The 15,567-nt window shown below is 59.3% G+C and carries 16 protein-coding genes; 13 read left to right on the plus strand and 3 right to left on the minus strand.

What is annotated here, in order from left to right:
- Positions 1–58 precede the first annotated feature (58 nt).
- On the minus strand, positions 59–931 hold the full coding sequence (locus tag llg_RS14165) for an AraC family transcriptional regulator (RefSeq protein ID WP_338285330.1): 873 nt from the start codon (positions 929–931) through the stop codon (positions 59–61).
- Positions 932–1,084: 153 nt separating this feature from the next.
- Between llg_RS14165 and llg_RS14170 the strand changes: the two genes are divergently transcribed.
- From llg_RS14170 to llg_RS14205, 8 genes are all read left to right on the plus strand, one after another.
- On the plus strand, positions 1,085–2,074 hold the full coding sequence (locus llg_RS14170) for an aldo/keto reductase (RefSeq protein WP_338285331.1): 990 nt from the start codon (positions 1,085–1,087) through the stop codon (positions 2,072–2,074).
- Positions 2,075–2,087: 13 nt separating this feature from the next.
- Positions 2,088–3,581 (plus strand): altronate dehydratase family protein, encoded by a 1,494-nt coding sequence (locus llg_RS14175; protein WP_338285332.1) that lies wholly within the window; start codon positions 2,088–2,090, stop codon positions 3,579–3,581.
- A 208-nt stretch (positions 3,582–3,789) separates the two neighbouring features.
- Entirely contained in the window at positions 3,790–4,893 is a 1,104-nt protein-coding gene (locus tag llg_RS14180) for a tagaturonate reductase (protein ID WP_338285333.1), read from the plus strand.
- A complete protein-coding gene (locus tag llg_RS14185) occupies positions 4,890–5,909 on the plus strand; it encodes a zinc-binding alcohol dehydrogenase family protein (protein WP_338285334.1) in 1,020 nt (339 codons plus the stop codon). Before llg_RS14180 ends, llg_RS14185 begins: the two co-directional genes overlap by 4 nt.
- Positions 5,910–5,976: 67 nt before the next feature.
- Positions 5,977–6,606, plus strand: coding sequence for a bifunctional 4-hydroxy-2-oxoglutarate aldolase/2-dehydro-3-deoxy-phosphogluconate aldolase (gene eda, locus llg_RS14190; RefSeq protein WP_338285335.1), 630 nt, complete (start codon positions 5,977–5,979; stop codon positions 6,604–6,606).
- 22 nt (positions 6,607–6,628) lie between these two features.
- Positions 6,629–7,507: an ROK family protein gene (locus tag llg_RS14195; protein WP_338285336.1), complete on the plus strand. Its 879-nt coding sequence runs from the start codon at positions 6,629–6,631 to the stop codon at positions 7,505–7,507.
- Between the two features lie 260 nt (positions 7,508–7,767).
- Entirely contained in the window at positions 7,768–8,598 is an 831-nt protein-coding gene (gene kduI / locus llg_RS14200; RefSeq protein ID WP_338285337.1) for a 5-dehydro-4-deoxy-D-glucuronate isomerase, read from the plus strand.
- Positions 8,595–9,362 carry an SDR family oxidoreductase gene (locus tag llg_RS14205; RefSeq protein ID WP_338285338.1) on the plus strand — a complete coding sequence of 256 codons (768 nt, stop codon included), beginning with the start codon at positions 8,595–8,597 and terminating at the stop codon, positions 9,360–9,362. Before kduI ends, llg_RS14205 begins: the two co-directional genes overlap by 4 nt.
- A gap of 107 nt (positions 9,363–9,469) precedes the next feature.
- Here the strand turns inward: llg_RS14205 and tnpA are convergent, their stop codons facing one another.
- Positions 9,470–9,904 (minus strand): IS200/IS605 family transposase, encoded by a 435-nt coding sequence (gene tnpA / locus llg_RS14210; protein ID WP_338285339.1) that lies wholly within the window; start codon positions 9,902–9,904, stop codon positions 9,470–9,472.
- A gap of 392 nt (positions 9,905–10,296) precedes the next feature.
- Between tnpA and llg_RS14215 the strand changes: the two genes are divergently transcribed.
- From llg_RS14215 to llg_RS14235, 5 genes are all read left to right on the plus strand, one after another.
- Entirely contained in the window at positions 10,297–11,322 is a 1,026-nt protein-coding gene (locus llg_RS14215; protein ID WP_338285340.1) for a tyrosine-type recombinase/integrase, read from the plus strand.
- A gap of 333 nt (positions 11,323–11,655) precedes the next feature.
- The gene (locus tag llg_RS14220) at positions 11,656–11,967 is read left to right on the plus strand and encodes a hypothetical protein (protein WP_338285341.1); all 312 of its coding nucleotides are present in this window, start codon (positions 11,656–11,658) and stop codon (positions 11,965–11,967) included.
- Between the two features lie 42 nt (positions 11,968–12,009).
- The gene (locus llg_RS14225) at positions 12,010–12,546 is read left to right on the plus strand and encodes a hypothetical protein (protein WP_338285342.1); all 537 of its coding nucleotides are present in this window, start codon (positions 12,010–12,012) and stop codon (positions 12,544–12,546) included.
- A gap of 161 nt (positions 12,547–12,707) precedes the next feature.
- Positions 12,708–13,952 (plus strand): hypothetical protein, encoded by a 1,245-nt coding sequence (locus llg_RS14230; protein WP_338285343.1) that lies wholly within the window; start codon positions 12,708–12,710, stop codon positions 13,950–13,952.
- Entirely contained in the window at positions 13,949–14,398 is a 450-nt protein-coding gene (locus tag llg_RS14235; RefSeq protein WP_338285344.1) for a hypothetical protein, read from the plus strand. Before llg_RS14230 ends, llg_RS14235 begins: the two co-directional genes overlap by 4 nt.
- Positions 14,399–14,505: 107 nt before the next feature.
- On the opposite strand, the gene llg_RS14240 is transcribed toward llg_RS14235, so the two are convergent.
- Entirely contained in the window at positions 14,506–15,057 is a 552-nt protein-coding gene (locus llg_RS14240) for a hypothetical protein (protein ID WP_338285345.1), read from the minus strand.
- Between the last annotated feature and the right edge of the window lie 510 nt (positions 15,058–15,567).

Genomic DNA, 15,567 nt, shown 5'->3' on the forward strand with positions numbered 1-15,567 from the left:
TTCACCATGGCAACCACGGCCGCGTTGGAGACAACGCGGCCGTTTTTCGTGGCGGGGATCACTTCGTCTTCACCTCGCGGCGGTTGGCGAAGTCGGAGGGGCTGACGCCGAGCGTGCGCTTGAAGACGCGGGAGAAGTGGAAGGGGTCCATGCCGAGGTCGCTGGCGACCTCGCGGACGATGCGCTTGCCGTTGTCCAGCAGGTCGGCGGCGTGGGTCATCTTCCGGTGGAGGAGGTAGCGGTAGGGGGATTCGCGGGCGTGGCGGGCGAAGAGGCGGGCCAGATAGGCCGGGTCCACGTGGCAGGCGGTGGCGACTTCCTCGGCGGTATTGAGCGTGAAGTAGTGCTCGTCGATGTATTCGCGGCAGCGCAGGAAGGTCTGGTAGGACTGGGTCTGGCCGGGCGCGGCGATGCGGTGGTCGGTCAATTCCAGCAGCAGGCACTCGAGCTGGAGGGCGGCGATGCGGGTCTGGTTCGTGCTCGGGGTGGCGCCGGCCTCGAGCAGGCGGGCCAGGGCGGACTCGATGCGGTTCGGATCCCCGGCCTCGAGGATGGTGCCGGGGGCGATGCCGCAGCTTTCCAACAGGGCGAGCGCGCCGTGGCCGCTGAAATCGAGGAAGTACTTCGAAAGCGGGCGCTTTTTCTCGGTGGTGATGAGGTGGGGGCAGCCCGGGCCGTAGGTGAAGGCGATGCCGCGGCGCAGCTCGTGCTTGTTCCCGCCGGTCACGACCTCGCCGTAGCCACCGACGACGAATTCCAGGCAGTAGTAAGGGAAATCCTCGCGCTGGATCACGAAATCCGGAGCGCACTGCTCCCACCCGCCGCAGACCACCGCCAGCGGGGTGTCCGGGTGGGGATTGAGGTCCAGGTAGAAGCGGCGGGCTTCCGTGACCTGGCTGGAAACGAAGGAAGGAGTTTCAGGTTGGCTCATCGGGGTAGGCATGCGAAGGGTTTTAAAAGGTCAAAAATCGTCATTCATTCGTCAGAAAGGGCCATGGTTTGTTGGGCTTATTTGGGTATGTTCGTGAGGTCTCTTCTGACGAGTGGGCGGAAATGCCCGGGTTTTTGAAAGTCTTAAAGCGCCATGGAATATCGCAAATTGGGCAACACGGGATTGGACGTGTCGGTCTTGGGATTCGGAGCATCTTCCTTGGGCTCCGTCTTTCGTGAGGTCAGTGTGGAAGATTGCATCGCAACTGTCCATGCGGCGCTCGCGGGAGGAATCAATTTCATCGACGTGTCCCCGTCCTACGGCCAGACGCTGGCGGAGCTGCGGCTGGGCCGGGCGCTGGAGGGGGTGCCACGGGAGAGTTATCTGCTGGCGACGAAAATCGGCAGCTATAGCGAGGCACGGGGAGATTACGATTTCTCCAAGGCCAGCACCGAGCGCAGCGTGGAGCACAGCCTGATGCGGTTGGGGGTGGATTATCTGGACCTGATCCAGTGCCATGACATCGAGTTCGCCGATCACGACCAGATCGTGGAGGAAACCTTGCCGACGTTGTTGTCCTTGAAAGAACAGGGCTTGGTCCGCCACGTGGGCATCACCGGGCTGCCGCTGGGAATTTTCCGCTCGATCCTGGACCGGGTGCCGGCGGGTACGGTGGAGACGATCCTTTCCTTCTGCCACTACGAGTTGAACGACACCTCGCTGGGCGAACTGCTGCCCTACTTCAAGGAGAAGGGGGTGGGGGTGATCAATGCCTCGCCGACGGGCATGGGGCTGCTGACCCGCCGTGGCGCGCCTTCGTGGCATCCGTCCTCGCCGGAGATCCAGGCGGGCTGTCGCAAGGCGGTGGATCACTGCAACGCGAAGGGCGTGGACATCGTGAAACTGGCGGTGCAATTCTGCTGCGTGAATCCAGACATCGCGACGACGCTGGTGGGTACCGCGAATCCCGCGAACATCCGGGACAACATCGCCTACGTGGAGGAGCCGATCGACGAACAGCTTCTCGCGGAGGTGATGGAGATTCTGGAGCCGATCCGGAACTTCACCTTTACCCGCGGCCTGCCGCAGCACCGTGATCCGGCCGAGGTGTTGCGTCCGCTGGCGCTGGCCGCCCGAGCTTGAATCGCTGTCGACGATGAAACGTCTGGTCCAGGTCCATCCCGATGACAACGTGGCCGTCGCGCCGGAGGCCATTCCCGCGGGGACGGTGGAGGGCACGCTGGTGCTTGAGGAGATCCCCGCCGGGCACAAGGCCGCGCTGCGCGATCTCGCTACGGGTGAGCGCGTGATCAAGTATGGCTTTCCCATCGGCATCGTGACCGCGCCGGTGAAGGCGGGCGGCCATGTCCATTCGCAGAACCTGAAGACCGGGCTCGGCGAGGACACCGCGCTGGAGTGGAAGCCCGGGGTTTCCGCGCCCTCCGCGAAGGTCGGCGAGGTGCCGGTGTTCATGGGTTACCGCCGTCCCGATGGCCGTGCGGCGACGCGCAACGAGATCTGGATCATCAACACGGTGGCGTGCGTGAACGTGCCGAGCCAGCGCATCGCCGAGGCCGCGGCCCGCGAACTGGTGGTGCCGGGCGGCGCGATCGATGGCATCCATGCCTTCACCCATCCCTACGGCTGCTCGCAGCTTGGCGACGACCTCGGGTTCACGCGGAAGATTTTATCGGGCCTGGTGCGCCATCCGAACGCCGCGGCGGTGTTGATCCTCGGGCTGGGCTGCGAGAACAACACGCTGAAGAGCTTCCTCGGCGAGGTCGGCACGCTCGATCCCGAGCGCATCCGTTGGTTCAACGCCCAGGAGGTGCTCGATGAGGTCGAGGCCGGGGTGGACGCGGTGCGCGAGCTGGCGGCGATCGTTTCAAAGGCGAAGCGCGAGCCGATCCCGGCCTCCGAGCTGGTGCTGGCGATGAAGTGCGGCGGCAGCGATGGCTTCAGCGGCATCACCGCGAACCCGCTGGTGGGCCGCATCGCCGACCGGCTCACCGGCTGGGGCGGCACGGCGGTGCTCACCGAGGTGCCGGAGATGTTCGGCGCGGAGGCACCGTTGTTCTCGCGCTGCGACACCGGCGAAACCTTCGACCAGGCGATGGCGATGGTGAACGAGTTCAAGGACTACTTCCGCCGCCACGATGAGCCGATCTACGAGAACCCGTCGCCCGGCAACAAGGACGGCGGCATCACCACGCTGGAGGAGAAGTCGCTGGGCTGCATCCAGAAGGGCGGTCGCGCGCCGGTGAAGCAGGTCGTCGGCTACGGCGAGCAGGCGCGGCAGGGGCTGGGCGGGTTGTGCCTGGTGCAGGCTCCGGGCAACGACGGGGTGTCGGCCACGGCGCTGTCGGCGTCGGGCGCGCACTGCGTGTTGTTCACGACGGGCCGAGGTACGCCACTCGGCGTACCGGTGCCGACGCTGAAGATCGCGTCGAACCACGCGCTGGCGGAGCGCAAGCCGGGGTGGATCGATTTCGACGCGGGCCAGCTCCTCGATCCGGGCGCGGATCCGGATGAAGTCACCGGTGAGCTAATGAAGGTGATCCTCGATGTGGCCAGTGGCCGACGCCAGGCGCGGAACGAGGTGAACGGCTTCCGCGAGATCACGATCTGGAAACAGGGTGTGACGTTGTGAGCATTTCAAACCGCGAATGAACGCGAATGGACACGAATGAATAGAGGCGCTCTTCGTATGTAGTTCCTCCTTTGGGGTCGCTGCCGGGTGCTTCCGATCCATGCTCTCTTCATCCGTGTCCATCTGCGGTTCAATTGCTCTTCCGTTGCTCGCTAGCCTCCGCCTCCCTCTGAAGACCCTCCTCGGCTAAAGCCTCAACTCCTTTCGCATGTCACTTCCTGAAACCATCCTTCAATTCGGCGCGGGGAATTTCCTGCGCGCCTTCGCCGACCTGTTCATCGCGGAAGCGAACCGCGGCGCGAACCCGCCGGGCAGGGTCGTCGTCGTACAGTCCACCGGCATCGAACGCGCCGAGGCGATCAATCGCGCGGGCGGGTGCTACCACGTGGCGGTGCGCGGCGTGCAGGATGGTGAGGTCGTCGATGAAACGGTGGTGGTCGATTCCATCTCACGTGCCCTCCACGCGGGCACGCAGTGGGACGAGGTGCTGGCCTTTGCCGCGGCGCCGGACTTGAAGTGGATTCTTTCGAACACCACCGAGGCGGGTTTCACGCTCAACGACGCGGATGCGGTGCGCGGCGACGATGCACCGGTGTCGTTTCCGGCGAAGCTGCTGGCGGTGCTGCTGGCGCGCTACGAGGCCGGGCAGGCGGGCGTGATCGTGCTGCCGTGCGAGCTGATCGAGAACAACGGTGGACGCTTGCTGGAGCTGGTGAAGCAGCAGGCGGCGCGATGGTCGGTGGAGGAAGCCGCGCTGAACTGGATCACGGACGAGTGCCGGTGGCTGAACAACCTGGTGGACCGCATCGTGCCGGGTCCGCCGCCGGAGCATCCCTTGCTTGGCGAGGACCCGTTGCTACTGGCGGCGGAACCGTTCGCGTTCTGGGCGATCGAGGATCCGCGCGGTTGTGGCTTCGAGCATCCGGCGATCACGGCTACAAATGACATCTCCTCCTACTACCTGCGGAAGGTGCGGATCCTGAATGGAGCGCACAGCGCGTTGGTGTGCCGCGCGTTGCCGCTGGGCATCGAAACGGTGCGCGAGGCGGTGGAGCACCCCGAGGTCGGACCCTGGCTGGAGCGGCTCCTGTCCGAGGAAATCGTGCCGGTGCTGGAAGGCCGCTGCGAGGACCCCGCGGGCTTCGCGCGGGCGACGCTGGACCGTTTCCGCAATCCGTTCTTCGAACACCGCCTGTCGGCGATCGCGCTGAACCATGAAGCGAAGGTGGCGGTGCGCCTGCTGCCGACGCTGGCCGACTACCGCGAGCGCTTCGGCCGCGAACCTGAACTCCTTTCCTCGATCCTCTCATGAAGACCCTTGTACTCCGCGAACCGGGCCAGATCGCCCTCGATACCTCCGCCGAACCATCCGCGCCCGGCGCGGGTGAAGCCCTTGTCCGCGTCCACCGCGTGGGCGTGTGCGGCACCGACATCCACGCCTTCCGTGGCAAGCAGCCGTTTTTCAGCTATCCGCGCGTGCTCGGCCACGAGCTCGGCGTGGAGGTGCTGGCGGTGGGCGAGGGCGTGGCGAACGTGAAAGCGGGCGACCGTTGCTCGGTGGAGCCCTACATGAACTGCGGCACCTGCGTGGCCTGCCGGAAAGGGAAGGGGAACTGCTGCACGCGCATCGAGGTGATCGGTGTCCACAAGGACGGTGGCATGCGCGAGCGCTTCATCCTTCCCGCGCGGAAGCTGCATCCGTCCGCACAGCTCAGCTACGACCAGCTCGCGCTGGTGGAGACGCTCGGCATCGGCGCGCACGCGGTGGAACGCTCGGGCTTGAAAAAGGACGAGTTCGCGCTGGTCATCGGCGCCGGCCCGATCGGTCTGGCGGCGATGCAGTTCGCCGTGGAGGCGGGTGCGAAAACGATCGTGCTCGATATCAATGAAGCTCGCCTGGAGTTCTGTCAGAAGCAGCTCGGCGTGCAGCACGCGATCAATGGCAAGACCGAGGACGTGCTGGAGCGCCTGCTGGAGATCACGAACGGTGACCTGCCGGACGTGGTGTTCGATGCCACCGGCAACGCGGCCTCGATGATGAAGTCGTTCGAGTATCCGGCGCACGGCGGCAGGCTGGTGTTCATCGGCCTGTTCGTGGGCGAGGTGACCTTCGATGATCCGAATTTCCACCGCCGCGAGCTGACGCTGCTCGCCAGCCGCAATGCGAACCCGGCGGACTTCGGCCGCATTATCGGGCTGATCGAAAGCGGCCGGATCGACACCCGCCCGTGGATCACGCACCGCGCCGCGGTGGAGGAGGTGCCGGGGCTGTTTGAATCCTGGACGAAGCCGGAGACCGGCGTGCTCAAGGCGATGATCGGGTTTTGATAACCCTGTCTTTTTGTTCAGTAGGACCGTGTGCGGGAATCGTGCACGCTCCACCACCATCACCGTCATGATCGACCGCATTCTCGCCAAGCGCATCGTCCCCGTCATCGTGCTCGATGACGCCGCCTCCGCCGAACCCCTCGCCGAAGCCCTGCTTGCGGGCGGGCTGGACATCATGGAGATCACGTTCCGCACCGCCGCCGCGGAGGAAAGCATCCGCCGCATCGCGAACCGTTTCCCGGAAATCCTGGTGGGCGCGGGCACGCTGCTCGATGCCGACCAGGTGAAGCGGGCGAAGGACGCGGGCGCCCAGTTCGGCCTCGCGCCGGGCCTCAACCCGAAAACCATCGAGGTGGCCCGCGAGGTGGGCCTCCAGTTCTCGGCGGGGGTGATGACGCCGAGCGACGTCGAGCGCGCGCTTTCCGAAGGCTGCAAGCTGCTGAAGTTCTTCCCGGCGGAAACGGCGGGCGGCGTGCCGATGCTCAAGGCGCTGGCCGGTCCCTACGGCCACACCGGCGTGAAGTTCATCCCGACGGGCGGCATTACCTCCGCCAACCTCGCCAGCTACCTGAAGGTGCCGGTGGTGGCCGCGATCGGTGGTTCGTGGTTCGTCGACAAGGCCCTCGTGGCCGCTGGAAACTGGAGCGAGATTACCAGGCTCACCAAGGAGGCGCTTGCCGCCGCCGCGGAGGTCTGATCATGCTCCGGCTTTCATTCCGATGAGCGAGTCGAAAGCATTGCCGGTGGCGGGGATCGAACTGGGCGGCACCAAGACGGTGGTCGCGTGGGGTCTTTCCGATGGGACGATCCACGAGGAGCACCGTTTCCCCACCACCCGGCCGGAGGAGACTTTCGCCACCGCCACCGCTTGGCTCCGTGAACGCGGCACGCCCGCGGGCATCGGCGTGGGAGCCTTCGGGCCGGTGCGGGTCAATCCCGCGGCTCCGGACTTCGGCTCGCTGCTCGCCACTCCAAAGGATGGCTGGCAGGGCTTCTCGATCACTGGCGCGCTGGCGGCGGCCTTTCCCGGTGTGCCGCTCACGCTCGATACCGATGTGAACGCGGCGCTGTGGGGCGAGGTCGCACTCGGCGCGGCGCAGGGGGCCACGGACGCGGCTTACATCACCATCGGCACCGGCATTGGCGCGGGGATTCTTTCCGGCGGCAGGCTTGTCCATGGAGCGGTGCATCCGGAGTTCGGTCATTTCAAGGTCGCCCGCGCGCCGGGCGATTCGTTCGCGGGCCTGTGTCCGTTCCATGGTGATTGCCTCGAAGGGCTCGCCAGCGGCCCCGCCATCGCGGCGCGCTGGGGAAAGGCCGCGGCCGATCTGCCCGCCGATCATCCGGCGTGGGACATGGAGGCGTGGTATCTCGCGCACGGCATTCTCGCGCTGCTGGCGATCGTTTCGCCCTCGAAGGTGATTGTTGGCGGCGGTGTCTCGCAGTCGGCCGGACTCCACGCGAAGATTGCCGCGTGCCTGGAGAAGATCACCGCGGGCTATTTTGGCGAGGGGGATTTCACCGATCTGGTGGTGCCGCCCGCGCTGGAGCAGGAAGCCGGTATCCGCGGCGCGCTGCTGCTGGCGTCGAACCATTGAGAGGCTTCGGGCCAAGTCGGACAGAATTGACAGAATTTGCAAAATTAACAGAAGGGGACAGCGGGGGAGGTTGGGGTGTTGCCTCTTTCCGTGAATTCTGGAAATTCTGTTAATTCTGTCTCAATCGGGCTATTCATTCGGATGAATCCCCTTTCCGAATGGATTGGGTTTCCACGGTAACCTCGCGCGGATTGTTCCCTTTCCGCCGCGGGTGACACTCTGCCTCGCCGGAGCCACCGGACCTCCCGATTTCCCAAGACATGAAAGTCATCCACGCGCCCTCGCCGAACGAAACCTCGATGCTCGACACCGAAGGACTCCGCGATTCCTTCCTCCTCGAGGAGCTCTTCCAGCCGGGGGAGATCACCCTCGTCTACACCGACCTCGACCGCGCGATCGTGGGCTCCGCCGTGCCGGGCGCGGCTCCGTTGAAGCTGGACGCGGGCGATGAACTGCGCGCGCAGTACTTCTGCGAACGCCGCGAGATCGGCATCCTGAACTTCGGTGGCAAGGGCACCGTGACCGTCGATGGCACGGCCTACGACCTTGAAAAGTGCGACTGCCTCTACATCGGCCGCGGCAGCCAGGAGGTCGTCTTCGCCAGCGCCGATGCCGCGAAGGCCGCCGAGTTCTACCTCATCAGCTATCCGGCCCACGCCGCCTACCCGACCACCAAGGCGACCCCGGCCGACGCCACCCGCGTGGAGCTCGGCACCAAGGAGGAGTGCAACGAGCGCACCATCTGCCAGTACATCCACGAGAACGGCATCAAGAGCTGCCAGCTCGTGCTCGGCTACACCGAGTTCAAGCCGGGCAGCATCTGGAACACGATGCCTTCCCACACCCACCTCCGCCGCAGCGAGGTGTATTGCTACTTCGATGTGCCCGTCGGCCACGCCGTGCTCCACATGATGGGCGAGCCGACCGAGACGCGCCCGCTGTGGGTGCATGACAAGCAGGCGATCCTGTCCCCCGCGTGGTCGATCCACAGCGGCGTGGGCACCTCCGCCTACCGTTTCGTGTGGGCCATGGGCGGTGAGAACCAGGCCTTCACCGACATGGACAAGATCAACATCTCCGACCTGCGATGAGCGTCCTTTCCTCCTTCGATCTCAGCGGCAAGACGGCGCTGGTCACCGGCTGCAAGCGCGGCATCGGCTTCGCCATGGCGGAAGCGCTCGCCGAAGCGGGTGCCGACATCATCGGTGTGAGCGCCACGCTCGAACCTGGCAGTGACATTGAAAAGGCTGTCACCGCGCTCGGCCGGAAGTTCACCGCGTACCAGTGCGATTTCTCGGATCGGGAGGCCGTGAAGGCCTTCGCCGCGAAGGTGCTGGCGGAGCAGGGGACGCCGGACATCCTGGTGAACAACGCGGGCACCATCAAGCGCGCGCCCGCCGCGGAACATCCGGATGAGTTGTGGTTCGAGGTGATCGACGTGAACCTCAACGCGCAGTTCCTGCTCAGCCGCGACATCGGCGCGAAGATGATCGAGCGTGGTTCCGGGAAGATCATTTTCACCGCGTCGCTGCTCACGTTCCAGGGTGGCATCACGGTGCCGGGTTATGCGGCGTCGAAGGGTGGCATCGGCCAGTTGACCAAGGCGCTCGCGAACGAGTGGGCGTCGAAGGGCGTGAACGTGAATGCGATCGCGCCAGGCTACATCGCCACCGACAACACCGAGGCGTTGCGGAACGATGCCGTCCGCCAGCAGCAGATCCTCGCCCGCATCCCGGCCGCGCGCTGGGGCGAGCCCGCGGATTTCAAGGGCCCGGTGGTGTTCCTCGCCAGCGCGGCGTCCAACTACGTCACCGGCGAGGTGCTGGTGGTGGATGGCGGTTGGATGGGAAGGTGATTTTTTCAAGCCCCGCCAGGGGCGACGTAACGTAGCCGGTGGCGCGAGCCACCGGAATTGCGTTCGTCGGCGGATCAAGTCCCGGAGGGACGACGCTGCCTGTGCTCTCATGGCTCTGGATCAGCACCGATCTTCTTCAGGAAATCACGGAACTCTTCTTCCGCGGTGCGCTTGCGGTGGTGATCCTCCTGATTGGCGATGTAGGCCCTCACCGCATCCACATTCGTCGGACTCACGGAAAACGCACCATAACCTTCCTGCCAGCCGAACAATGGCTCGAATCGTTCCTTCCGGATCCACTTCGAGGAAACCGCTTTCAGCTCACGCACCACCACCGCAGGAGCATGGACCGCTTTCAATCTCATCAGAATGTGGACATGATCGGCCACACCACCGATGGCGATCGGAATCACCTCCCGCTCCTTCAGAACAGCGCCAAGATGGGAGTGAAGGCGTTCCCTCCAACGGGATTGAATGAGAGGCAGGCGATCCTTCGTGGAAAAGATCACATGCACATACAAAGCCGAGAAGGTGGAAGGCATGGTGCATGTTAGACGGGCATCGAAACGAAATGCCCGTCGATTTTTCCGCTCGATTGGAACCAATCGCGGTTCATGCCTCTCCGCTCCAAGAGCGGAGGCTGCGTCGTCCCTCCGGCACGGAATCACAAAATGCTCAAGTCATTGAAAATGAGCACTAAATGTTTCCATGAATGCGGGACGGTATGAGCATTGATCAAAAAATTGTCACTGTCTCAACTGCACTGCTTGAACCTGTCATTGCCCCGCGATGACAGGGGCTAGCAAGGCAAAGCGAGGCTCACGGCATCTTTGAGCAGCGATTCTTCCGGGGCTTCCTGAATCACCATTACCCCGCCATGAGGCGGTCAAGGCTCTCTAACGGTTCTGCGCGGAAACGTGAACCATTAGAACCGATGAAACCAAATAAGACAGCCCCGCTCGTCGTCTCCGGCAACTACACCTTGATCCGCCGCACCAACGGCACGTTCTACAGCCACAACAAGGTCACCTTGCAGCGCCAGTCTCTCAAGACGCGGAACAAAAACGAAGCCATTGAATTAATCAATGCCCTCAACAAAGAGGATGGGGACCGGAGGTTCGCTGAACGAATGGTGGAAATCTACCAAGAAAAGGCAGGCCGAGCGGTCAGCAAGATCACATGGGCCGAGGCCATGGAGGAATGCTCCAAGGTGGCAGGAAAGACAGAATCCACCCGTCTCCGTCACCGGCAAGCCTACACTGGAAAGGATTTCAATTCCCTCCGTTCCATGACCATCTGCCAGACCTACCCGGAACACTTTCGGCTGATCGTCAAATGCGGAAAGCCTTCGGTAATTAAATACCTCCGCAAGCTCCAAAGTTTCTCGATTGAGCAAGGATGGCTGACTACTCCCATTTTGGCATCCAAAAGCCTGCGGGTGATCAAATTGAAGGAAAAGCGGGCCATCAAACGGGAAGAATACCTTCGGGTGATCGAGAACGAACCTGATGCCGAAAAGAGAGCCTTCTACTCGATGCTGTGGGCCACCGGCGCATCACAGGTAGATTGTGCGAACCTCCGCGTTGAGAATTTCGACCGAGAGGCCCGCACGCTGGTCTACACTCGTCAGAAGACCGCCTGCGTGTGCAGGCTGAAATGGAACGGCGGCGTTGAGAAGCTATTGGATTCGCTTCCCCAACAGGGCTTTTTGTTTCCCAAGCTCCAAAAGCTCACCAGTTCGGCGCGAGCAGCCGAGTTCCGACGTCGTTGTCGAACCAAAGGCGTGAACGTCGAAGGAACCAGTTTGCACAGTTTTCGTTACTCCATGGCTGAAAGGCTGGCAGAGGCGGGCTTCTCCATTCGGGAAGCCAGTGCGGCCCTTGGCCATCGTTCGGAGGCTGTTCACCTCGCATACGCTAAAAAGGCGGAAATCTTCTGCTCCGCGATCCCCGAAGAATAATTAAAATAGAAAATCATAAAAATAATTAAATCGGCGGCCTCCATATGGGGGCCGCTTTTTATTTTGGGGATCGGCTTTGCGTTGTCTTGATGTCACAATCTCGAAACTTTATTTTCATGGCGGCTGCTATTTGCGCTTGAATCTTCATAAGTCGCTAATTCTGAAGACTAATTTCCAAAACTTTTTCCTTTTATCTTTTTAAACCACTTGAAATAAGTCTAGAAGGGCCATTATACTCGTCGCCGCTTTCCCCAAGAAGCCACTATTTCACAGTGAAATAAAAAGGTGAATCGGGAAAAGTTACACAAAAAATAGAACAATAAAGTTCCCTCCATGAGCCACAAAGCAATCGAATTCCTGTCCCTCCTCCGTCTCCCTGCGCGCCTGACCGCCGAGCAAGCCGCATGGCTCCTTGGGTGCCAGCCTGAGCAAATGAGCCTTCTGGTTGCAAAGAAGGTCATCAAATGGCTCGGCAAACCGGTGCAGTCTGCCACGAAGTATTTTGCTCTGAGTGAAGTCCAAGCCTTGGCCAACGACCCCAAGAAAATGGATCAAATCTCGGACATCCTTTACCGATATTGGCAGGAGAAGAATTCCCGTCGCAAGAAGGGCTTTGAGGAAATCGAATACCGCGAGGCAGCTTAATTAGTTGCTCGTAGGAATTCCCGCTGTTAGTTCGTGCCCATCATGAGCAAAATTAGCAGCGGGAATCTTCCCAAGGTCTTGGAACTTCGTAAGAAGAACGGTCTGGAAGCCACGGAGGAAGCGGCTAATGCCGATTTGGAAGCCAGCAAGGCCAAGTGGACGGAAGAAGACACGCCGCGCTATCGCCGGGCCGGTGAATCTCCAATCTTCATCAGCGGCAAGTATTTGACCAAGGCCGGTGTTGATCCTTCAACAGGCGAACGAGATGCCGGACGGGTCGGTGCCGCTCCTGTGGGGGCAAAGAAGGCTCCTAAAGCGCCAGCCAAGGGCGGCGAGGTGAACGAGAAGGACTTCTACCTCGCCCTGCACAAGAAGGGCTTCAAGGTTGCCATCCTGCGGAATGAAATCACTGGCGAGCTTACCAGCGAGATTCCCGCTGCCATCAAGGCGCTAGACCTCCAATTCGGAGGCGTTCCCGGCAAAAATGAGGATTCTGTGCACGTCACCCAAACGGGGCCGCAGGTTCTGCTCACTCTGACTTTGGACAAGTTCTTGGAACTGGCCAAGATCAAGCCCTAATTGGCAATTGAACTCGTAAACAAAAGCCCCGCTTTCAGATGGACGGCGGGGCTTTATTTTTTCACCTCTAAATCTATCTTTGTTTTTCCATCTAACCCGAACTTGACTTTTGAGCCGCAATTGGAGTAATCATATCGACGACATGTATTATTAATGTCGACATGAAAAAATTATCTTCATCTGCCATTTTCGCCTTCTACCTATTGTATGGGCTATCAAGCGCATTTGCGCAGCAACATCAAATCTACAAAGGGCCGGAGATTGTTGGGCCGGGCTACGATGAACAAATATATGATTTAACGTGGTCTGGCAAAAAAATCAATGGCGTAATCAAACCGCTGGCGTTCGCAAAAGGGGAAATATGTTCATTTGAGGGGACGAATGACTCCGAAGGGAAAATGAACTTTATTATTCGTGACTCGGCTTCAGCTATCGTGGCTCGCGGAGCTTCCATTAAACAGTTAGGCAAAAACGACCGCGGCCAAACGGAAATAACATGGCTCAGCCAAATTGATTTCGAAGGCAAACTCAGAAGCAAAGGCCATTCTGAGGATCAACAGATATTTCGATACTCAGTGCCATTCACTGATATCCAGCTAATGCATCCTACCAAAGTGGACGGCCCTATTTATATGGGGCAGCTCGGATGTTATGTTAGCAAGCAAAATTTGAAAAATGCTGAAAAATTAATCAAATCTGATCCGGAACTGAAAATCGAAAGAATCGAAAGCAAAGACGATAAAAAGGGCTGGGCAAGTGGCCCCAACCTAGAAACTAACCAATGGCGAATGTTTCATGTTCACGCTATTGATTGCGATCCATGGATGAAAATAGTGTTGCTCAGAAAAAGCGGTTTTTTCGAAGTGGTGGATATGATTCACGGTGACGCGGGAGCAGATTGTGAGGATATCGCAGAAATCAAAAGCAATCTCATCTGTGAGGAAGATAAAGTATCTCAAGAAAAAATTAAAGCGTGTTTAGCAAAAGGCCTCGAGAAATTCCAAAAAACTCATGCCTCCGATGTATTTCAGCCACAAATAAGAGCCATTAAAATAAATAAGTTTTCCGGGAAAATAACATTACAAGGACAAGCTTCATCAATTAGCGGCTCTAAATCCAAAGCTTTATATTTGATTGACTACAGCTTCGTGGTAGGGAAAACAGAATCGACACCATCCGGATCACATGCCATCACCATTTCTTATGTAGATGGAAAGTGGGCTGATCCTCCTTTTGGTGGAAATCAATTTCCCGCCGACAAATGGTTTAAAGATGATATTAACGAAGAGGAGTGTGTTAGGGCTTCAGGTATTTTAACGAAATGTATTGCAGAAGCCAGTGGCGGAAAGGTAAAATATTCCTCCATCTCTCCTTTCTTCGCGAATCATGGAAACGAAGAGCAATGAAATTGTCCAAACTAAGAATTATTGTAGGATGGGTATTCCTGATTGGACATTTTTCGGGAATTGTAATTCTATTCCTTTGGGGTTTGCTCTGGTCGCAGAAAGGATTTGCTGCGATTTCTGATATTGTAGCGCTCCTTATGCCTCTTACGGGAGTCGCCGCAGTAAGCGCATTCAAATCGTTTTGGCAAAAGCCGAATAATTCCACCCGAGTTTCCCAAAGTGCAGCTATTTCCACGATAGCAATCCCAGTTATCCTAACTTCTCTTACGATGTGCCTAATATTGGCTCACATAATGCAAATAGCAGAAAGCCCTGAAACTATCAAACATGGAATCGCCCTCTGCGAATTGATTTTTGGAGGAACGATGACTTTTATTCTGGATAAATTATTTCAAACAAAGCCACCTCTTCGAGATTCGAAAAAAATCAAGGAGACCTCGTCCTAATTGCGAATCTCTGTCCGTTTCAGCACCACGCCAACAATTCACAGAATATCGATTCAGTCTAACACTCAATAAGATTTTCAGTCTGCACAGGTTTTCCATAGTTTAGTTTACTTTCCCAGTGGCGTGGCTGGCTTTGCGCGCTTCGGAATCCTCACGAAGGTATTGTTTCCGCCGCCTTTTTCCACGAGAGCCGAGAAGTCCGGTGTCGGCGTCAACGTGGTGTGTTCGCCGGATTTCCAAGACATGGCCACCGTGCCGTTTGGCTGAACTTCAAAGGTGGCGGAATAGATGGATGCTGCCGCGTTTCCATCCTCTTCAAAGTTGAGAATCAAGTCTCGGTTCGCCACCCAAGAGTAGAACAGCAGGGTTTTCCGGATTTCCTCGATCTTGGCTTGGGACGTCACCGCCAACAGTTCCCTTTTGATCCTCTCGGCGGTGGCCATGTCGCCACTCTGGATCGCCTTTCCCAAGAGTTGGTTGGCGTTCTCGGTGAACTTCTTTTCGATGGGTGCAAGGGCCTCTTGGCGGGCCTTCTGACGCTGCTTCAAAAGGGCTTCGAAGTCGGCACCAATGGACGTTCCCGGCGTTCCGGTTCCAAAAGGATTTTGGGCGAAGAGCGGGAGCGTGGAGAAGGCGAAAGCCGCGATCAGGTATTTCATGGTTCTTTGGAGTTGATGGGAAAATCACGAACCCTTCCGAACGAGAAATGCGCACACGGTGCCGCCAATGTGGGACGGAAACGACAACCGTTGGACTGCTGCGAGGCATGCGGAAGGGGAACTTGTCCTTCCGGTGGTTCGGGGGCTTCGTAAGCCGCACAGAGTCGGCCGCTGCAACCTTTAGTCCCTCCTTGCGAAGGCACCTCTTGCATACGCGGCAGCGCCCCCAAACCATTGGTTAGGGTGCGTCGTTTTGCGGTAATCAACGCTTACCGCTCTGTGTGGATGGGTTACGAAGCCCACGCTTGCCCGGAGGGGCGAAGCAGATTCATCCAACAGCAGGAACCAAGGCGGCTCAAGGCAATTTCCCCGACCTCCATAGGTCCCGCGCCGTGACACGGGCAGGCAGAACCAGCGGAAACCAGCTCATCCACCCGCGCTAAGCGCGGAATAAAACAAAAAATTACATTCATCCTGTCGGTAATTGCTCCCAGACGAGGTTGCCAGTTT

It is taken from the genome of Luteolibacter sp. LG18, assembly GCF_036322585.1.
GTDB lineage: Bacteria > Verrucomicrobiota > Verrucomicrobiia > Verrucomicrobiales > Akkermansiaceae > Luteolibacter.